The organism is Pseudarthrobacter sp. PvP004 (genome assembly GCF_017876035.1).
Classification (GTDB): Bacteria; Actinomycetota; Actinomycetes; order Actinomycetales; family Micrococcaceae; genus Arthrobacter; species Arthrobacter aurescens_A.
The window spans coordinates 342,928-361,694 of record NZ_JAGINL010000001.1; the positions used below are offsets into that span (position 1 = coordinate 342,928).

Annotated in this window: 20 protein-coding genes and 1 tRNA gene; 10 read left to right on the forward strand and 11 right to left on the reverse strand. The window is 63.0% G+C overall.

Translation table 11 applies throughout. The features are described 5' to 3' along the window. Positions 1-19 precede the first annotated feature (19 nt). Positions 20-511, reverse strand: coding sequence for a YajQ family cyclic di-GMP-binding protein (locus J3A64_RS01465; protein WP_011775690.1), 492 nt, complete (start codon positions 509-511; stop codon positions 20-22). A gap of 182 nt (positions 512-693) precedes the next feature. On the opposite strand from J3A64_RS01465, the gene J3A64_RS01470 reads away from it, so the two are divergent. Together J3A64_RS01470 and J3A64_RS01475 are read left to right on the forward strand one after the other, a co-directional pair. Continuing rightward, positions 694-960 carry a hypothetical protein gene (locus J3A64_RS01470; protein ID WP_144648679.1) on the forward strand — a complete coding sequence of 89 codons (267 nt, stop codon included), beginning with the start codon at positions 694-696 and terminating at the stop codon, positions 958-960. A 128-nt stretch (positions 961-1,088) separates the two neighbouring features. Next, a tRNA-Tyr gene (locus tag J3A64_RS01475) sits at positions 1,089-1,170 on the forward strand. Positions 1,171-1,415: 245 nt separating this feature from the next. On the opposite strand, the gene J3A64_RS01480 is transcribed toward J3A64_RS01475, so the two are convergent. Together J3A64_RS01480 and J3A64_RS01485 are read right to left on the reverse strand one after the other, a co-directional pair. Then, entirely contained in the window at positions 1,416-2,189 is a 774-nt protein-coding gene (locus tag J3A64_RS01480) for a potassium channel family protein (protein ID WP_011775688.1), read from the reverse strand. A gap of 46 nt (positions 2,190-2,235) precedes the next feature. After that, complete coding sequence (locus J3A64_RS01485) at positions 2,236-2,457, reverse strand: hypothetical protein (RefSeq protein ID WP_011775687.1); 222 nt, start codon at positions 2,455-2,457, stop codon at positions 2,236-2,238. A 175-nt stretch (positions 2,458-2,632) separates the two neighbouring features. Here J3A64_RS01485 and J3A64_RS01490 point away from each other — a divergent pair, with 175 nt between their 5' ends. Next, positions 2,633-3,178, forward strand: coding sequence for a thioesterase family protein (locus tag J3A64_RS01490; RefSeq protein ID WP_014922450.1), 546 nt, complete (start codon positions 2,633-2,635; stop codon positions 3,176-3,178). Here J3A64_RS01490 and J3A64_RS01495 read toward each other — a convergent pair. The 3 genes from J3A64_RS01495 to J3A64_RS01505 are packed head-to-tail and all read right to left on the reverse strand — an operon-like array spanning position 3,175 to position 5,676. Then, the gene (locus J3A64_RS01495; protein WP_014922449.1) at positions 3,175-3,975 is read right to left on the reverse strand and encodes an ABC transporter permease subunit; all 801 of its coding nucleotides are present in this window, start codon (positions 3,973-3,975) and stop codon (positions 3,175-3,177) included. The genes J3A64_RS01490 and J3A64_RS01495 overlap by 4 nt on opposite strands. Continuing rightward, positions 3,968-5,002 carry an ABC transporter ATP-binding protein gene (locus J3A64_RS01500; protein WP_210063505.1) on the reverse strand — a complete coding sequence of 345 codons (1,035 nt, stop codon included), beginning with the start codon at positions 5,000-5,002 and terminating at the stop codon, positions 3,968-3,970. The genes J3A64_RS01495 and J3A64_RS01500 overlap by 8 nt, the downstream gene beginning before the upstream one ends. Then, positions 4,999-5,676: a TetR family transcriptional regulator gene (locus tag J3A64_RS01505; RefSeq protein WP_043806244.1), complete on the reverse strand. Its 678-nt coding sequence runs from the start codon at positions 5,674-5,676 to the stop codon at positions 4,999-5,001. The genes J3A64_RS01500 and J3A64_RS01505 overlap by 4 nt, the downstream gene beginning before the upstream one ends. 132 nt (positions 5,677-5,808) lie before the next feature. Here J3A64_RS01505 and J3A64_RS01510 point away from each other — a divergent pair, with 132 nt between their 5' ends. Next, the gene (locus J3A64_RS01510) at positions 5,809-6,186 is read left to right on the forward strand and encodes a co-chaperone YbbN (RefSeq protein WP_011775683.1); all 378 of its coding nucleotides are present in this window, start codon (positions 5,809-5,811) and stop codon (positions 6,184-6,186) included. A gap of 107 nt (positions 6,187-6,293) precedes the next feature. On the opposite strand, the gene J3A64_RS01515 is transcribed toward J3A64_RS01510, so the two are convergent. Further along, the gene (locus J3A64_RS01515; RefSeq protein ID WP_011775682.1) at positions 6,294-6,572 is read right to left on the reverse strand and encodes a putative quinol monooxygenase; all 279 of its coding nucleotides are present in this window, start codon (positions 6,570-6,572) and stop codon (positions 6,294-6,296) included. Between the two features lie 83 nt (positions 6,573-6,655). Between J3A64_RS01515 and J3A64_RS01520 the strand changes: the two genes are divergently transcribed. Further along, complete coding sequence (locus J3A64_RS01520) at positions 6,656-8,332, forward strand: AMP-binding protein (protein WP_210063506.1); 1,677 nt, start codon at positions 6,656-6,658, stop codon at positions 8,330-8,332. On the opposite strand, the gene J3A64_RS01525 is transcribed toward J3A64_RS01520, so the two are convergent. The 3 genes from J3A64_RS01525 to J3A64_RS01535 form a co-directional block, all read right to left on the reverse strand. Beyond that, entirely contained in the window at positions 8,333-9,145 is an 813-nt protein-coding gene (locus J3A64_RS01525; RefSeq protein ID WP_210063507.1) for an ABC transporter permease, read from the reverse strand. It lies immediately after the preceding gene. Further along, positions 9,145-10,113, reverse strand: a complete 969-nt coding sequence (locus J3A64_RS01530) for an ATP-binding cassette domain-containing protein (RefSeq protein WP_374100528.1) — start codon at positions 10,111-10,113, stop codon at positions 9,145-9,147. The genes J3A64_RS01525 and J3A64_RS01530 overlap by 1 nt, the downstream gene beginning before the upstream one ends. A gap of 103 nt (positions 10,114-10,216) precedes the next feature. Next, positions 10,217-11,188 carry a DNA-3-methyladenine glycosylase gene (locus J3A64_RS01535; protein ID WP_011775678.1) on the reverse strand — a complete coding sequence of 324 codons (972 nt, stop codon included), beginning with the start codon at positions 11,186-11,188 and terminating at the stop codon, positions 10,217-10,219. A 142-nt stretch (positions 11,189-11,330) separates the two neighbouring features. Between J3A64_RS01535 and J3A64_RS01540 the strand changes: the two genes are divergently transcribed. The 3 genes from J3A64_RS01540 to J3A64_RS01550 all read left to right on the forward strand — a co-directional run bounded on the left by J3A64_RS01540 (position 11,331) and on the right by J3A64_RS01550 (position 14,388). After that, complete coding sequence (locus J3A64_RS01540) at positions 11,331-11,723, forward strand: VOC family protein (protein ID WP_011775677.1); 393 nt, start codon at positions 11,331-11,333, stop codon at positions 11,721-11,723. A 54-nt stretch (positions 11,724-11,777) separates the two neighbouring features. Next, positions 11,778-13,163, forward strand: a complete 1,386-nt coding sequence (locus J3A64_RS01545) for a cystathionine beta-synthase (RefSeq protein ID WP_014922442.1) — start codon at positions 11,778-11,780, stop codon at positions 13,161-13,163. A 61-nt stretch (positions 13,164-13,224) separates the two neighbouring features. Then, complete coding sequence (locus J3A64_RS01550) at positions 13,225-14,388, forward strand: cystathionine gamma-synthase (protein ID WP_011775675.1); 1,164 nt, start codon at positions 13,225-13,227, stop codon at positions 14,386-14,388. A gap of 92 nt (positions 14,389-14,480) precedes the next feature. Here J3A64_RS01550 and J3A64_RS01555 read toward each other — a convergent pair whose 3' ends face one another. Then, on the reverse strand, positions 14,481-16,625 hold the full coding sequence (locus J3A64_RS01555) for a phosphocholine-specific phospholipase C (RefSeq protein WP_210063509.1): 2,145 nt from the start codon (positions 16,623-16,625) through the stop codon (positions 14,481-14,483). 155 nt (positions 16,626-16,780) lie between these two features. Between J3A64_RS01555 and J3A64_RS01560 the strand changes: the two genes are divergently transcribed. Both J3A64_RS01560 and J3A64_RS01565 read left to right on the forward strand, forming a co-directional pair. After that, on the forward strand, positions 16,781-17,332 hold the full coding sequence (locus J3A64_RS01560; RefSeq protein WP_210063510.1) for a helix-turn-helix domain-containing protein: 552 nt from the start codon (positions 16,781-16,783) through the stop codon (positions 17,330-17,332). Continuing rightward, complete coding sequence (locus tag J3A64_RS01565) at positions 17,329-18,753, forward strand: MFS transporter (RefSeq protein WP_014922439.1); 1,425 nt, start codon at positions 17,329-17,331, stop codon at positions 18,751-18,753. Before J3A64_RS01560 ends, J3A64_RS01565 begins: the two co-directional genes overlap by 4 nt. Positions 18,754-18,767 lie beyond the last annotated feature (14 nt).

Below are 18,767 nucleotides of genomic sequence, written 5' to 3' on the forward strand. Positions count from 1 at the left end.
AGCAACGTTTAAGCGTGGACTAGCTGCGGAAGTTCACGAACTGGAGATCGGCCTCTTCGAACTTCTTGAGGATGTTCATGGTCTCCTGCAGGTCATCGCGGGACTTGGACGTGACGCGGAGTTCGTCGCCCTGGATCTGAGACTTGACGGACTTTGGGGCTTCATCGCGGATGATCTTATTGATCTTCTTGGCGATGTCCTGGGCGATGCCCTCCTTGATGGAGCACTCCAGGCGGAACTCCTTGCCGGAGGGGAAAGGCTCTCCCTGGTCCAGGGACTTCAGCGAGATGCCGCGCTTGATGAGCTTGGACTGGAAGACATCCAGGACAGCCAGGACGCGGTCCTCGGAGTTGGCCTTCATGAGGATCTTTTCGCCGCTGAAGTCGATCTCTGCGCCGACGCCCTTGAAGTCGTATCGCTGCGCGATTTCCTTCTGGGACTGGTTCAGCGCGTTGGCGACCTCTTGCTTGTCTACCTTGCTGACGACGTCGAATGTGGATTCGCCTGCCATGACTCTCCTTAGGTTGGGGGCCCTGTGAGGGCGGGGTGGTCTGGCATCCAGCCTAGTACGGAAGGCGCCACTTGGGACTGTGGAGGACTTTCACAGTTCGCTCACAGCACACGCAGGGTTGGAACTGAGGCAGCAGGTTGAGAGTTGTACCAGTTGGAAGAACGCTTCGTCGGAGGATCAGCATGAGCAGCAAGGCCGTCCAGTCCATCAGCAAATCCGCGTCTGCAGCAGCCGGCTCCATTGGCACGGCAGCAGTTGCCGCAGCGAGTGCCGTGGCGGCCGCGGCAGTGGCAGCGTCGATCGTCCTCAGCCCTGTTCCCGATGCCACCTCGCGAATGGACGGTGTGCACGCAGATTTGCTGCGGGCTGTGCAACTCAACCAGATCACTGCCGAGCAGGCCGAAAAGTTCGAAGCGAAACTTGCCGGCAGGATCCTCGGGGAAGCCTGAAATACCGCGACATCCCGGGCATCCCGCCCCGATTAGATTCTTCGCAGAAACTTCTGTAAGGTTATCTCTGCCTTCGGTTACCGGATCTAAAAGAAACGGTCTCCGGAAGTGATCTTCTTTTGAAGTTCGGCAGATTACCCGAGCGGCCAAAGGGGGCTGACTGTAAATCAGCTGGCAACGCCTACGGGGGTTCGAATCCCTCATCTGCCACCCAAGGAAAATCCCCGGAACCACTGGTTCCGGGGATTTTTCGTTTTCCTATGGTCTTCCTCTTTGTTTTCGCCGCCGGTGGGGGAGGGCCAACGCGAGGCTGTGCGGCTGTCACCCACTTTGAACCGGAAAGCCGGGTGACACGCCGGAAGCCACGGCGCGCCACGCCACGTGAGTCCTCGAAGTTGGTGGTGAGCGTACGGCCAAACCAGAGGTCGCCTGGCAACCCGTTACGGGACGCTGGACTAAGCCTCGTGCCCTTGCCTGGGCGCCGTGGCTTGCCTAAGCTCCGCGATCTCCATCCGCAGCGCTGCGATCTCCGTCACCAGATCGGCCAGCTCGGCCCTGACTGGTTCCTCCGCTGCGACAGCCTTGACTTCTGCTGCCGCTGCCACGCCTTCGGCATTCTCTTCGATTCGCTGCAGGAGCCAGGAAGCGATGGACGCTGTGACAATACCCAGAACCGCGATCCCGCTCATCATGAGGGCTGCTGCGACGATCCTGCCGATGGGAGTCACGGGGTAGAGGTCGCCATAACCCACGGTGGTGATGGTGGTGATGGCCCACCACGCAGCGTCCCCGAAGGTGACGATCTTGGCGTCGGGGGCGTTCTGCTCCACGTCCAGCACGGCCAGAGCCCCGATGAGGATCAGCATGGCTGCCGCGCCTGCAACGTAGGTGGCGACGCGTCCGCGGAGGGTTTCACCAACGGTGCGTTGCAGGACGGACAGCAAAGTGACCAGCCTCAGCAACCGGAGTGGCCGGAAGAAGGGGAGCACCACGATCAGGAGTTCGTGCAGGTTCCAGAGGAACCACCGCATCCGGTCTTCGGCAAGCCAGAGGTTGACGAAGTAGTCCAATGCGAAGATTCCCCACGTGATCCAGAGGACAACCTCGAAGGGGGTTGCCTCGGCGCCGCTGATGCGACCGATAACCTGCCACGCGTAAGCCGTGAGGAAAATCAGTGCCGTGGCCATCAGGGGCCATTCGACGAGGTCCCGGTATCGCGCTTGAGTCATAGGGGAATACTAGCTACCGCGAAGGCCCTGCCTTTACTGGACTGGATCAGGCGGCCGGCGTCTCCAGCCAGTAGCCGTCCAAGTGGTGAATCAGTTGGCGGCCCAGGCCACCCTTGAGTTGGATCCACAGGGTGCTGCGGTCATCGGTCATGCCATCGATGGTTCCCTCGATGCGGTTGCCGCGGGCATCCTGGAGGACCACATCCTGGTGGCGGGAGAGTTCCGGCCAAACGTCGCCTTGCGGCCTGGTGGTTTGCAGTGTGCTCAAAGGTTCCCCCTTAGGTGTTCGATCAATATGAGTTTCAGATATTGTGCATGGCTTTCATGAACCGGCGGTAAACGTTAGTGCAATCGTTGGACATAAACGGCCGTTGCGCTAAGAGCCGGGTCCACAATGCGGGCGCCATATTCCCTCCAAAGTTACCGGCGGGTAACATTGGATTATGCACCTGCTTCTTCGTACCCTCATGCTGCTGTTCACGTCATCCAAGCGCTCAAAATTGGGCGTCTGGGAAGAATCATCGCTGCCCTTGCGAGTTCTGCCCACCGACATCGACATCGCGATGCACGTCAATAACGGCATGTATTTCTCCTTGATGGACCTCGGCCGTTTCGACCTCATGGTCCGCAGCGGCATCTGGACAAGGATGCGCAAGCGGGGGTGGAGTCCGGTGGCAGCAGGGGAGACCATCGCCTTCCGCAAGTCCCTGCAACTGTGGCAGCAATACACCATCGAAAGCCGCATCATCGGGCTGGATACCAAGGCCATCTACTTTGAGCAGCGCATGGTGGTGGACGGTGAAATCTATGCCCGGGCGCACATCGCCACCCGGTTGGTCCATAAGGGCAAACCCGTCACGCAGGAAGAAATCATCGCTGAGTTCGGAGCGCCGCCGGCTGACCTGGAATTGCCCGAGTGGATCCACGAGTGGCGGGAGAACAACGCCCTCCCCGGAGCGCGTCGTCCCGCCCCGCACGTCTGGAGCTAAACCCCTACGTCGCGTCGCTGCAGCGCCACGGCTCCGAGCACAATGAGTGCTGCCGAGATGCCGTACAGGCCCGCGGCGGCTCCCCAGTCAGCACCGTTGGCCACTGGGGAGTTGCCGTACGCCCAGTGGTAGGGCGACAAGTTCAGCAGCCATTCGACGTCGGGACTTTGCCGTCCCACCGCGTTGAAGACATACCCGAGAACGGCCACGGCGGCGCCGGCCGCGATCCCGTACACCTTCCGGCCGCTGAGCGCACCGGCGCAGAGCGCGGCTGTCCCGCTGAGCAGCGCCAGTGCGGCGAACAGCAGTACCGCTCCGGCGAGATGACCGACGTCGATGCTGAGTTGAGAGGGTCCGTTCAGTCCCAGCACCAGCAGGAAGACGAGCACCGAAAGCAGGGCAATACGAACCAGGATCGCCAGGGCGCGTTCGAGGACTACCTGCACTCGTGTGACGCTGTGCGCGAGCGTCAGTTCAAGCAATCCGGATTCCTCGTCGCCACCCACAGCCGCGGCGCCCCAGCCGATCGAGGCCATGGACATCAACAGGAATCCGATCAGCCCGAACATGGTGGCTTGGGTGTAGCCGGGCCCGGACGCGATTTGGTCATAGTTCAGGGCTTTGGTCATTTCGGGCGGCAGCGCATTGATCAGGTCCTGCATCTGTGCGCTGCCTCCGATCGAGGGATACAGCGGCAGGTACAGCATGCACGCCGCCGACAAACCCAGCGCCCACGCCAACGTTGAACGCCACGAGTCGGTCAGGGCCTTGGTGAACAGGGGCAGAATCCTAGGCACGGTGCGCTCCTTCCGTGTGGCGGCCGGGTGTCCTGCCATTCCCAGCGGACTGGCCATTCCCAGCGGACTGGCCAAGCCTTGGAGGCTGACCAAGCCCTGGCGGCTGGCCGGCATAGAGAGTCAACACGGCTTCCTCCAAATCGGGTTCTTCGAGGACCAGGTCCGTGAGGTTCAACTTGGCCAGTTCCTGGACCAGCGGCTGGACGTGGCCGGACAGCGTCGCCACCGCCTCGACTGTTCCGGCAGTGTGCCCGTCGGCCTTGAGCTCCCGTACTGTCACATTGGCGACTCCCGGCACCCTGGCCAGCAGCGCGCCGACGTCGTGCGGTTCCGTCCCGGTGCTATTGAACCGTAGCTGCCGGACCGCTGCCGTCCTGAGCTCCTCCACCGTGGAAACGGTGACGATTTCACCGTCGCGGAGGATGGCCACTGCGTCGGCGGCTTGTTGTACTTCGCTGAGAACGTGCGAGCTGAGGAACACTGTTGCGCCATCATCCACGGCCTCGCGAACCATCGCATGGAACACCTGCTGGACTAACGGATCCAGTCCGCTGGTGGGTTCGTCGAGCACCAGGAGTTCAGGTTTGTGCATGAAGGCCTGCAGCAGTCCCAGCTTCTGTTTGTTCCCTTTGGAGAGCTTCCGGGTCTGGCGATCAAGATCAAGGTCCAGCCGCTCAGCGAGCTGCTTGACATGCTGAGGGTCCACGGGGCCGCTGATCGCCGCGAAGTGTTCCAGCACGCGGCGGCCGGTGGTCCGGTTTTCCAAATGCAGTTCGCCGGGAAGGTAACCGATCCTGCGGCGGAGGGCCGTACCTGCCTGCCGGGGATCCTGTCCGAGCACCGAGATGGACCCCGCGCTGGGCCGGATGATGTCCAGCAGGCAGCGCATGGTGGTGGTCTTGCCCGCACCGTTCGGCCCGATAACGCCGAATACAGTCCCTGATTCCACCGCGAAATCCAGTCCGTGCAGGACTTCCCGGGGTCCGAACTTCTTGCGCAAACCCTCGACGACGATTGCCTGGGTCACAGGGCATGCTCCCTTCCGGCGTTGCTGGTGCTTTGCTGTAATACGTCGCGGGCCGCGTCCAGGAATCGCGAGTCCGTGTAAAAGCCGTGTGTGTAAATCTCCAGGGCGGGCAAGGTGAGCTGCCGGAGAAGCTCGGGGCCGATGCCGTGGGGCTCGGGGGCTGCAGTTCTCAGTGTCCGGGAGAGGTGCCTGCCCAGCATGAGGATCGACAGGCTGTTGGAGGCGATGACGACGGCGGTGGACCGGACGTCGTCGAACTTCCGGATGGTGCCGGCCTCGATTCCGGCGTGGATGATGTCCTGGGTCTGCCTCACGACGGTGTCGAAAAAGGCGTCGCCGGCTTCCGACTCATCGCTCAGGACGCGGCGGATGTAGGCAATTTCGTCGGAGTACTGGTCCGGGTGGTTCAGGTAGTCCTGGATCAACTGCCGTGTGGATCCCGGGTCCGTTTTCTCGCGGCCTTGGGTTGCTGTTTGGGCGAGGACGTGCTGATCACAAGCCTCACGGAGCCCGGCTTTGTTGCCGAAATGGTGAATGACCAGGCCCGGACTGACACCGGCAACTGCGGCCACCGCCCTGACTGTGGCGCGGGAGAATCCGTCGCGGCCGAACAGCCCGATTGCGGCGTCGCGGATGCGGGCCCGCGTGGTGAGATCCGCTGCGTTTGAACGCATGTTTCATAGACTAAACAGCTGTTCAGTCCGGATCAAGAGAGTGCACGGTGCGCGTTTATTCCCGTTGACGCGGGAAGCGAACAGGGCGCCCCTCCACGGGACTTAGCAAGCGGTGTCGCGTACCGTGGAAGCATGGCTACAGTTGACATCACTGGAGAACAGTTCGCATCGACCATCGAGGACAACGACATTGTCCTGGTGGATTTCTGGGCTGCCTGGTGCAGCCCGTGCCGCCAGTTTGCCCCCACGTACGGGGCAGCCTCGGAGAAGCACACCGACGTCGTGTTCGCGAAGGTAGACACCGAGGCCGAGCAGCAACTCGCCGCCGAAGCCGGGATCACGTCCATCCCGACGCTCATGGCATTCCGCGAAAAGGTTCTGGTCTTCTCGCAGCCGGGAGCCCTCAACGGTCCGCAGCTTGAGCAGGTCATCGAGGCCGTGAAGGGCCTGGACATGGAAGAGGTCCACGCCCACGTTGCCAAGGCGCGCGCCGAGGCCCAGGAAAACTAAGAACAAACGGCGGGCCCGAATCATCAAGGTCGCCGGAAAGCATCGAGGTCGCCGGAAAATTCCGGCGACCTCGACGTGTTTAAGGTGTTCTGGCAGTCTTGCGGCGATCAGAGCCGTTCGAGCTTGACCGGCTCGGCGAGCAGTGCGCTGAGGGACTCGTTCAGGTCCTGCACGGCGATGCCCTTGGAGTGCTTCTCCAGGAGCTCTTCGGATTCCCAGCGTTCCGTGAGGACGAGCTTTTCCTCGGTGGCTTCGGTCAGTTCGTAACGGATGCAGCCGGGCTCGTTGACGACCTCGTCGATGGCGATTTCCAGAGCGAGCTTCACGCGGAAGAATTCGCCTTCGTTGGGGATGAACGTGGCCTGCAGGTCAATGGGTGCACTCATGGCTCCAACCCTACCTGCAGGACACGGTGCTGCTGGAGGTGGTTACGGTTCTGTTGCGAGCAGTCCCTTGGTAGCGTTCCGTCATGTTGTCCTATACCGCCGGAGACACTGACGTCCCGCTGCTCGAAGAGACCATTGGCGCTAATTTTGAGCGCATCGCGTCCCGGTTTCCCTTGCGGGATGCGCTGATCGAGGCCGCTGCTACTCCAGGCGGTGACGCCCGCAGGTGGAGCTACCAGAAGCTGAACGACGACGTCGATCGCCTCGCCCGCGCGCTGCTCGCCATGGGCGTGGCCAAGGGTGAGAGGATCGGCATCTGGAGTCCCAATTGTGCCGAGTGGACCATCCTTCAGTACGCCACGGCCAAGATCGGCGCTGTGCTGGTCAACGTGAACCCGGCGTACAGGAGTCACGAGCTGGAGTTCGTGGTGAAGCAGAACGGCATGAGAATGCTGGTGGCCGCACCAAGTGACAAGAACAGCGACTACGTGGGCATGGCCAGGGATGCGGCCAGCAACTGTCCCGAGCTCCGGGAGATCGTCTTCCTTCCGGGGGCGCCGGAACTGGGCCTCACCTTGGGCGTCCCGGAAGCCGACCATGAACTCACGTATGCCGAACTCCTGACCCGGGCGGACGGCGTCGGGACTTCAGCCCTGCGGGACCGCATGGGCGAACTTGACCCGTACGATCCCATCAACCTGCAGTACACCTCGGGCACCACGGGGTTCCCCAAGGGGGCCACCCTGACGCACCACAACATCCTCAACAACGGTCATTCGATCGGCCGGCTCCTGAACTACACCGAACATGACCGGGTGGTGATCCCGGTACCGTTCTACCACTGCTTCGGCATGGTGATCGGGAATCTCAACGCGCTGAGTTTCGGTGCGGCCACCATCATTCCGGGCCGCGGGTTCAACGCGTCGGCGGCGTTGGAAGCGGTGCAGGACTTCGGCGGGACATCGTTGTACGGCGTGCCCACCATGTTCATCGCTGAGCTCGCGTTACCGGATTTCGCTTCCTACGATCTCTCCACGCTGCGGACAGGAGTGATGGCCGGTTCCCTGTGTCCCATCGAAGTGATGCGCCGGGTCATCGATGAGATGCACATGGTGGATGTTGCCATTTGCTACGGCATGACGGAGACCTCGCCCGTGTCCACCATGACCCGTGCGGGGGACACGCTGGAGCAGCGGACCAGCACGGTAGGCCGGTCCATGCCGCACCTTGAGAGCCGCATTTTTGACCCCGGCTCCATGGAAGTTGTGGAGCGCGGTGTCATCGGCGAGCTCTGCACACGGGGCTACTCGGTGATGCAGGGCTACTGGGGCCAACCGGACAAAACCGCGGAGGCGATCGACGCCGAAGGCTGGATGCACACCGGTGACCTTGCCCGCATGGATGAGGACGGCTACCTGGTGATCGAGGGCCGCATCAAGGACATGGTGATCCGCGGCGGGGAGAACATCTACCCGCGCGAGATCGAGGAATTCCTGTACCTCCACCCGTCCATCCAGGATGTGCAGGTCATCGGCGTCCCGGACGAGAAGTACGGCGAAGAACTGATGGCGTGCATCATTCTCAAGCCCGGGTCTCCTGCCCTGACCGCCGAGGAGCTGGCGGAGTACTGTCGCGGAAAGCTGGCCCACTACAAAATCCCGCGCTACGTTGACGTCCGCGAGTCCTTCCCCATGACGGTGTCCGGCAAGGTGCGGAAGGTGGACATGCGGCAGGAAGCGGTCTCCCGGCTCCACCTCTAACTAGTTCGTGTTGCGGCTGATGGTCCGGATACCCACTACAAGTCCGACGGCGGCCGTCACCACTGCGGCCACGAGTCCCCACAGCGTGTCCATGCCGATGCGCCCGGCAAACAACTCCCGTTCAGCATTGACCAAGTAGGTCAGCGGATTGAACAGGCTGGCCACCTTCATCCACCCCGGACCGGCCTCAATGGGGAGCATGATGCCGGACAGGATCATCAGCGGGAACAGCAGGGTTTGCTGCACGCCCCAGAAGATCCATTCCTTGTTCTGCGAGACCAAGGCCAGTGCATAGGACAAAGCCCCCAGCCCAATGCCGAAGACGCCCAGGATCACCAGCCCCAACACCACGTGCAAGGGGTAGAAAACGAAACCAAAGGGGATGCAGACCACGGAGATCAGCAAGCCTTGCAACACCAGGGGAGCCCACTCCTTCAGCGCCCTGCCAATCATCAGCGAGGAACGGGACAGTGGTGTGGCCAGGATCCTTTCATAGGAACCGGTCATGAGTTCGTACTGCAGGTTTGAACCGGTCATGGAGGTGCCGAACAGTGCGATCATCACCACCACTCCGGGAAGGAACCATTGCAGCGTGGACTGCCCACCGAAGGCCGGAGCACCTACTGCAGAGCCCAGCAACGGCCCAAACAAACCCAGGAACACCAGCGGTTGGATGAGGGAGAAGATCAGTGAGAACGGATCCCGCATCGGCAGCAGCATCTCGCGCCAGAACACGAACCATGTATCGGTCACTACGCTGCGCGGTCCGCGTTTTTGGGCAGTGACACCCGGGGCAACGGCTTGTTCGATCATCAGACTTCAGCTCCTTCCCGCAGGCTGCGGCCGGTCAATTCCAGGAAAACGTCGTCCAGCGTGGGCGGTTTCAACTCCAGTGACTGGGCGGGAGCGCCGGCGTCGTGCATTTCCTTCAGCAACCCGGGAGCCAGTTGGGCGCCTTGGGCCAGCCGGAGGCGGAAGCGGACCACGCCGTCGTACGCGTTTTCCTCCATGTCGCCCTCGGCGGCGGCGCGGCCCAGCAGGCCACGCACTTCCGACGCCGAACCGGCGGCGACCTCCACTGCCAGGAGGTCACCGGCGAGGTTCGCTTTGAGCCGTGAGGCGGTGTCGTCGGCGATGATGGTCCCGTGGTCGATCACGATCACGCGCTCGGACATGGAGTCGGCCTCATCCATGTAATGGGTGGTCAGCACAATGGTGGTCCCGTGTTCCTCGCGCATGCGCATGATGTGCTCCCAGAGGTTTGCACGGTTCTGTGGATCCATGCCGGTGGAAGGTTCATCGAGGAACAGCAAGCCAGGGGAGTGCATCAGCCCGAGGGCCACGTCCATGCGTCGTCGTTGCCCGCCGGAAAGTTTGATTACTGTGCGCTTGGCCAGGTCGCTGAGGTCTAAAGATGCCATGAGGGTCTCGGCGCGGGCTTTGGCGTCTGTGGTGTTCATACCGTAGAAGCGGCCCTGCATGATCAGTTCGTCGATCACCCGGTAGCTGTGCCCGCCGCCATTGCCTTGGCCGATGTAACCGATCCGGGCACGCACGCCGGCGGGGTCCTTTTCGACGTCGACGCCGGCCACAGTGGCCGATCCCGACGTTGGTTTCAACAAAGTGGTCAGCATCCGCAGGGTGGTGGACTTGCCGGCGCCGTTCGGGCCAAGGAAGGCAACCAGTTCGCCCGGGGCGACGTGGATGTCCACGCCCTTCACGGCCTCGACGGTTTCCTTCTTAACGGTGAAGGTCTTAGTGAGCTTGTTGGTGTGGATCACGGTCACTCCAGGGACGGCTTGTGATGGCTCCTAAGCGCCACGGTATACCCGCCGGAAATGACCGTCCATGCCCCTGCGGACAGCTCCCGTCCGCAATAAAAACTCAGTGTCCGCGGTGATCCTGAACAGTCATGCGCGGCCCGAACGTGGGTTTGCGGAAGCCGCTCAAATACAGCATGCGGACCAGTCGCTGCCTCTGACCGCGCCACGGTTCCAGCAACTCGATCATGCCGGCGTCATCTGTTTTTTGCCCAGTCAGGGCGTACCCCACATAGGCGGCCAGGTGGTAGTCGCCCACGGAAATCGAATCAGGGCAGCCGTGGGTCCGTTGGACAACTTCAGCGGCGGTCCAGATGCCGATGCCCGGAATGGTCTGCAGTTTGGCGCCGGCCTTCGCCGGGTCCAGCTCAGCAAGACGTTCAAGCGCGACGGCGGATTGCAGCGCCCGCATGACTGTGGCCGATCGTTGTGGTCCAACCCCGGCCTTGTGCCACTCCCACGAAGGGACGGACAGCCACTGCCTGGCGGTGGGAGGAACGAGGAGCCCGGCAGGGGCCTTGCCCGGGGCAGGCGTTCCGAAGCGGTACATCAAATACCGGTAGCCGCGCCTTGCCTCCAAGGTGGTGACCTTTTGCTCCAAAATGGTGGGCACCAAGGAATCAACCACCCGCCCGGTGGAGGGCAGCCGCAGAGCCAGGTTCCGGCGTCGTGCCTCTGTAACCAGCCGCGGAAGAGTGGCATGGAAGGCAGGCTCGTCGAAAGACGACCAATCGTCCTCGGCGCCCAGCAGCCTGGGCACGCCGGCCACGGCGTCCTCCGCTCCGGGTCCCCATGCCTGGGCGTCCACGAAGGAATCCACCCCCAGGCCACCTCCCGAGAGGCGGAGGGTCACCGGGCCGGAAGGAGTAGTGAACGCCATCCAAAATCCGCTGGTGTGCGCTGCGAAGGACGGATCCGCGTTGCCGCGCATGAGCGGAAACATGGTCTGGTCCAGGCGGAAGGAACCGCCCGGATGCCACCGGACGGCCGCATCCGCCGCGGCCGCAACAACGGGCGGGGCGTCTGCGATGGTCATGTTTTTATGGTCCCACGCCCGGCTGACAATCTGCAGACAGAACCCCTTACGGCAGGCGCCGGCCGGGTCTAGACTCCGTGATGTGGCGTGGGTGGGCCGCGCCATATCCCAGGACAAATCCCAGGAACAAGGAGCGCGAATCATGGCCGCCATAGTGCATTTCGAGATTCCGACGGACAACACAGACAGGGCCAACACTTTCTACGAGAGTGCGTTCGGCTGGAACCTGAGCCCTATGCAGGGGATGGACTACACCATCGCCCTTACGGCACCTTCCGATGAGCAAACGGGTACGCCCAAGGAACCCGGAGCCATCAACGGAGCCCTGTTCCCGCGCACGGATAATCTGAAGACCCCCATCCTCACCATCGATGTGGACGATATTGATGCCGCGCTCGGACAGATCGAGTCGGCAGGTGGCAGTGTGGTCCAGGCCAAGGACGCTGTACCCACCATGGGCTGGTACGCCTACTTCAAGGACACCGAGGGCAATGTTTTGGGTGTGTGGCAGAACGACACCTCCGCCGGGACCTGAGCACGAACTGACTCGGGTCAAGTCCCATAGCGACCACGCGGTAACTTTGTACCTATGAAGTACGCCCAGTCCGTGTTGGACCTCATCGGCAATACGCCGCTCATCAAGCTCAACCACGTCACGGAGGGGATCAAAGCCACCGTCCTCGTGAAGCTCGAATACGTCAACCCCGGCGGATCCATCAAGGACCGGATCGCCGTGAAGATGATCGAAGAAGCGGAAAAGGACGGCAGGCTCAAGCCCGGCGGAACCATCGTTGAGCCCACCTCGGGCAACACCGGAGTGGGCCTGGCGCTCGTGGCCCAGCAAAAGGGCTATAAGTGCGTTTTCGTGGTGCCGGACAAAGTGGGCGAGGACAAGCGCGCAGTCCTGCAGGCCTACGGTGCCGAGGTTGTGGTGACGCCCACGTCTGTGCCTCCCGACAGCCCGCAGAGCTACTACGGCGTCTCCGACCGACTGGTCAGGGAAATCCCGGGCGCCTTCAAGCCGGACCAGTTCTCCAACCCTGCCGCCCCCGGCAGCCACTTCGAATCGACAGGTCCGGAAATCTGGCAGGACACCGACGGCAGGGTCACGCATGTGGTCATCGGCGCCGGAACCGGTGGCACCATCACCGGCACCGGCCGCTTCCTCAAGCAGGTTTCCGCTGACCGCGCAGAGTCCGACGGCGGCCGGGTCAAGGTCATCGGCGCCGATCCGGAAGGTTCGGTCTACTCAGGCGGCACCGGCAGGCCGTACTTCGTTGAGGGCGTCGGCGAGGACATGTGGCCCGACAACTACGATCCCTCCGTACCGGACGACGTCATCGCCGTATCCGACGCTGACTCCTTCTCAATGACCCGTCGCCTCGCGCGGGAAGAGGGTCTCCTGGTGGGCGGTTCCTCGGGGATGGCCGTGGTTGCCGCACTGCAGGCAGCCAAGGACCTGGACGAATCCGCCGTCGTAGTGGTGATCCTGCCGGATTCCGGCCGCGGCTACCTCGCCAAGATTTTCAACGACCAGTGGATGCGTTCCTATGGCTTCCTTTCCGGCGGCGAAGAGGCGTCCGTGGGCGAGGTCCTCAAATCCAAGACCGGCGAGATGCCGGACCTGGTGCACATCCACCCGAACGAGACCGTCCGCGATGTCATCAACATCATGAACGAGTTCGGCGTCTCCCACATCCCGGTCCTTTCACAGGAGCCGCCCGTGGTGATGGGCGAGGTCATGGGAGCCGTGGACGAGCGGAGCCTCACCAGCAAACTGTTCCGTGGCGAAGCCAAGCTGTCAGACAAGATCTCCGAACACATGGGGGACCGGCTCCCCGTGATCGGCTCCCTGGAAACCATTTCCGCCGCGCGGGAGCTGCTATCCGACGTCGATACCGTCATGGTGACCTTCCTGGGTGCTCCGGTGGGCATCCTGACGCGCCATGACCTCCTGGCGTACTTGAGCAACTAAGCCCGCGCGCTTGATCAAACATTCAACCGAACCAACCTTGAACGAACCTAGAGGAGCTTCCATGTCTGCCAGCAACAACGCCGGGTTCAACACGCGCGCCGTCCACGCCGGACAGGCCTTCGAGCCGGTGACCGGTGCTGTGGTGCCCCCGCTGCACTTCAGCTCTACATACGCCCAGGATGGCATCGGGAACCTGCGCTCAGGATATGAATACGGCCGCGGCGGCAACCCGACTCGCGACGCCCTCCAGGAGCAGCTCGCCGCCCTCGAAGGCGGTACCGCTGCGTTCTCCTTTGGTTCGGGCCTCGCAGCCGAGGATTCCCTGATCCGTGCCATCGCGCGCCCCGGCGACCACATCGTGCTGGGCAACGACGCCTACGGTGGCACCTACCGCCTCATCAACCGCGTCCTGGGCGACTGGGGCATCGGCAACACTCCCGTGGACATGGCCGACCTCGACGCCGTAGCCTCCGCTGTTGCAGCCAACAAAACGCGCATCGTGTGGGTGGAGACGCCGTCCAACCCGATGATGAAGATCACGGACATCGAGGCACTCGCCGCCGTAGCGCACGACGCCGGTGCCCTCCTGGTGGTGGACAACACTTTCGCGTCCCCCTACTTGCAGACCCCGCTCGCCTTGGGTGCCGATGTTGTGGTCCACTCCACTACGAAGTACATCGGCGGCCACTCCGATGTGGTTGGCGGTGCCATTGTGGTCAAGGACGCTGAGCTTGCCGAGAAGATCGGGTTCATCCAGTTCGCCGTGGGCGCCGTGTCCGGCCCGATGGACGCCTTCCTGACCACCCGTGGTTTGAAGACTTTGGGCGTCCGCATGGACCGCCACAGCGAGAACGGCCAGGCTGTGGCTGAATGGCTGCTGCAGCGTCCCGAGGTTGAAGCCGTGCTGTACCCGGGCCTCCCGGACCACCCCGGGCACGAGCTCGCCGCCAAGCAGATGAAGAAGTTCGGCGGCATGGTGTCCGTGCAGTTCAAGGGCGGCGAGGCCGCGGCACGCACCGTTGCTGAATCGACGTCGGTGTTCACGCTTGCGGAGTCCCTGGGCGGCATTGAGTCCCTCATGAACTACCCCTCGGAGATGACCCACGCTTCGGTGAAGGGTACCGAGTTGGCTGTTCCAGTCAACCTGTTGCGCCTGTCCTGCGGCATCGAAGAAGCCGAAGACCTGATCGCAGACCTGGAACAGGCTTTCGCCAAGATCGGCTAGCACCAACGAATCCGGCCCTTGTCCGCTCTCCTCACCGCTCTACGGCGAGTGGGGCGGACAAGGGCCGGATTTCTTCATGCCGGTCCTCTTGGCTAGCCGGAGATTCCTTCGCGTCCGTCTTCTTCACGGCCGGTCAGGCGGCGGCGGAACGTGGTGTCTTCGGCAGACGTGACTTCCAGGTCGTACCAACCGTTCAGGGTTTCCCAGCCGATCTTCTTAGTGTGCCCCGGCTTGAGCTTCACGTTGTCCTGGCTGTCCGCGTACTGCAGTGACTCCAGCTTCAGGGTCACGGGTTCGGTGCCGTTATTCCGCACTTCCAGCTCCACGGCCTTGTTGCCGCGGCGACCGTTCACGGTGACGTCGACGCCGGACGCTGCGCCCGCCGTCGTGCCCTTCAGTTCGTACTGGTACCGGTTAGGGCCGGTGACGACGACGTCGAAGGCGCCGGAAGCTGCGACGGGGAGGTCCACGGTCTGGTTGCCGAGGACATCGGCGTGCCGTGGCTCGGTGACCTCCCCCGCGTAGCCGTAGATGGTGAAGTGCGTGGAGCTGGTGCCGCTGTTAGCTAATGCCAGGGCAATGCCTCCGCGCTGAACCTTGGCCGAGACCTGCGGCCTGTAGGGGAGAGGGCGGGCCGGACGGGTTCCTTGTTCCTGGGGGGGAGCTACCTGGACGGCCGGGGGATTCGGGCGCCAGCGGCTGATCTTGGCGGGAACAGCGGCCGGGTGGTCCAGCGTCGGCGGAGTGCCGGGCGAAGCGAAGTTGAAGACGCCCGTCAGGTCACCGCAGACTTCCCTGCGCCACGGCGAGATGTTCGGTTCCTCTACGCCCGTCCAGCGTTCCAGGAAGCGGAGCACCGAGGTGTGGTCGAAAATTTCGGAGCTTACATAGCCGCCCACGGTCCATGGTGAAACGACGGTCATGGGCACCCGGGGCCCCAGGCCAATGGGCCGCGCCGTGGTCCAGTCAGTGGACTCGCCTGACGTTGGTCGCGGCTGGACGGGCGGTGGGACGTGGTCGAAGTAGCCGTCATTCTCGTCGAAGTTCAGGAAGATGGCGGTGCTGTCCCAGGTGTCCGGGTTGCTGGCCACAGTGTCCAGGAGTCGGTAGACGAAGTTGGCACTGCCCACCGGGGTGGAGGCGCCAGGGTGCTCGGAATCGGCCGCGGACGGCACCAGCCAGCTGACCTGCGGCAAAGTACCGCCGGTGATGTCTGCGCTGAGGCGCTCCAGGAGGGTGTCGGGACGCCCTCGCCACATGGCTTTGTCGAAGAGCGCCCTCTCGGTATCCGTGAGGGCGGCGCGGCCCTGCTCCAGCTGGGCGAGGAGGCGATCCTGTTCGGCAGGGGATTTCCCGGAGAGCTGGTCGTAGAACTCCTCGGTGGTGCGAAGGTTTCCCTCCACCGATGCGAGCATCTTGCGTCCGATCGCTTTGAATGTTTGGAAGTACTCCACTGCGTTATCGGTGAAGTTGTCCCAGTCCTGGTAGATCTTCCACGAGACCCCTGACTGTTCCAGGCGCTCAGGGTAGGTGGTCCAGCCGTAGCCGCCGTGATCGTAGCCATAGGCCGCGTTGGTCACGGCGCGCTTGGTGCTGCCCGGCTCGTTGCCCGTGGTTCCGCTCCAGAGGTAGTTGCGGTTGGGATTGGTGGAGCCGTTAACGGAGCAGTGGTAGGCGTCGCAGATGGTGAACGTATCTGCAAGCTCGTACTGCAGAGGGATGTCCTGGCGCTCGTAGAAGGTCATGGTGGAGGCGCTCTTCGCGGGAATCCATTTGTCACACCAGCCGTTGTTCCATGCCGTCGTGGTGCCGTTGAAGGAGTGGTCCAGATCGCCCAGGTACTGGATATCGGAGCCCGGCCGGCCGGCCAGTTCCGCGGCCTTGCGAAGTGAGAACGGCAGTACGGTCTCCCCGGTCGCGCGGGGCTGCTCGAACATCGACTTGCCGTTGGGTAGCCGAGTGAAGGACTTATCGCCGTATCCCCGGACGCCTCGGAGCGAGCCGAAGTAGTGGTCGAAGGACCGGTTTTCCTGCATCAGCACAATCACGTGCTTGATGGACTGCAGGCTACCCGGCGGGACCGGCTTGGCCATCGCAGCCTGCACTGAGGGTGGCAGCAGGGATCCCGTGGCCGCAAGCGCCGTCGCTGCAGCCGCGGTACCGAGGAAGCCGCGACGGGAAAGTCCGCCGCTCCTATTGGTTGAACGATTCACCAATTCAGGGTTGTTCGATGACATTCAGGGGTGCCTTTCGTGGTCAGAGTTGACTGGGCAAGCGTAGGCATGGAGGGTGAACCGCTGATGACACTGCGGCAAACCAAAGGGGTGTGTCGTTCGGTGGCCGTGGAAGTAACATCTAGCTTTCTTTAGAGAAGTCAGCTACTTTTGAGCGCATGCCTCTTCGTTCCGACTGGTCCGCCCGCACGTGCAGCCTCGCCCGTGGCCTGGATGTCCTCGGCGACCCTTGGGGAAGCCTGGTCCTGCGCGAAATCTTCTTCGGCAACGGCCGATTCGACGCCATTAAGCAACGCCTCGAAGTGGCCGACAACGTCCTGAGCAAACGCTTGGGTTGGCTCCTCGACGCCGGACTGCTCGCCCAGAGGCCGTACCAGGACGGCGCCAGGACACGACAGGAATACGTCCTCACGCCCAAAGGCGAGGACGCGCTGCCCGTGCTGAACGCCATCATCATCTGGGCCGAGAAACACCTGAACGCTCCCAGTGAGGTCTCGCATATGCGTGTCATTCACACGGACTGCGGACAAGCCACGTCGTCTGCTGACACGTGCACCAACTGCGGCACCCGACTCACCGCGGCCAACACCAGCTGGCACAGCTTCACACGCAGCGACCATCCACTCCCACTCGCCGTTGCACCCCTTGAAACCCGAACAACAGCTGAGACCCGAACAACAGCTCCCCCCGAAATGGAGATCCCCGCATGACCGCTCCCGACGTCACAGGGACCCCGCCCGAAGAAACACGGACCCCTTCGGTAAAGACGGGCAAGCGCCCACGCCTCCACCCCGCCTGGATCGTGGCCGCGGTTGCCTTCCTTGCCTTGGTTGGAGCGGCAGGATTCCGTGCAGCCCCCGGTGTGCTCATGGTCCCGCTGCAGGAGGAATTCGGCTGGTCAACCACGGTGCTGTCCTTGGCCGTCAGCATCAACCTGGTCCTGTTCGGCTTGACGGCTCCGTTCGCCGCGGCCCTGATGGAACGCTTCGGCATCCGCAAGGTCACCTCGTTGGCTCTGTGCCTGATCGGGCTCGGCTCAGCACTGACGGTCTTCGTGAACCAGTCCTGGCAGATCCTGCTCACGTGGGGGCTGCTCATTGGACTGGGCACCGGTTCCATGGCCTTGGTCTTCGCCGCGACCATCGCCAACACCTGGTTCGCCAAGAGCCGTGGCCTGGTGATCGGCATCCTGACCGCCGGTAGTGCAGCCGGCCAGTTGGTGTTCCTGCCCTTTATTGCGGCGCTTGCCCAGAACCCGGGCTGGCGCGGTGCATCTTTGCTCATCGCAGCGGGTGCGCTCGCAGTAGTCCCGCTGGTGCTGCGCTGGCTGCGGAACTCACCGGCCGACGTCGGGGTGTTGCCTTACGGTGCCGAAGAAGCTGCAGCTGCTGAACCTGGCGCCAAAGATGAACCTGGCACCAAAGCCGCCGACGCCGGAACAACCGCGACGACGCCAGGCAAGACCGCCGCTGTGGTTGCCTCGCCAGGCTCAGGAGATTCCGCCAACGCCGCGATCCGTGCCCTGCAGGTCCTCAAGCGTGCCAGCAAAGTCCGGACGTTCTGGGCGCTGGCTGCGGGTTTCGCAATCTGTGGAGCCACCACCAACGGACTGATCGGCACGCACTTCATTCCGTCGGCGCACGATCACGGCATGCCCGAAACCACGGCGGCAGGTTTGCTGGCCGTCGTCGGAATCTTCGACATCGTGGGGACCATCGCGTCGGGTTGGCTGACTGACCGTTTCAACCCCAAAGTGCTGCTTGCTGTGTACTACCAGTTCAGGGGGATCGGACTGCTGGTGCTGCCGCTGCTGCTGGGCTCGTCCGTGGAGCCGAGCATGATCATCTTTGTTGTGGTCTACGGGCTCGACTGGGTTGCCACCGTCCCTCCCACCGCAGCTATCTGCCGCTCGGTATTCGGTGCCGATGGTTCCGTGGTGTTCGGCTGGGTATTCGCAGCCCACCAGCTCGGGGCTGCCGTGGCGGCACTCCTGGCCGGCTTCATCCGCGATGCCACCGGGCACTACAACTACGCTTGGCTGGGCGCAGCTGCCATGTGCACGGTAGCCGCGGTGATCAGCGCCACCATCCGCAAGGACGCAGCGAAGAAGGAGCCCGTGGCGGTTGCCTGACGGCGGTTGCGTGG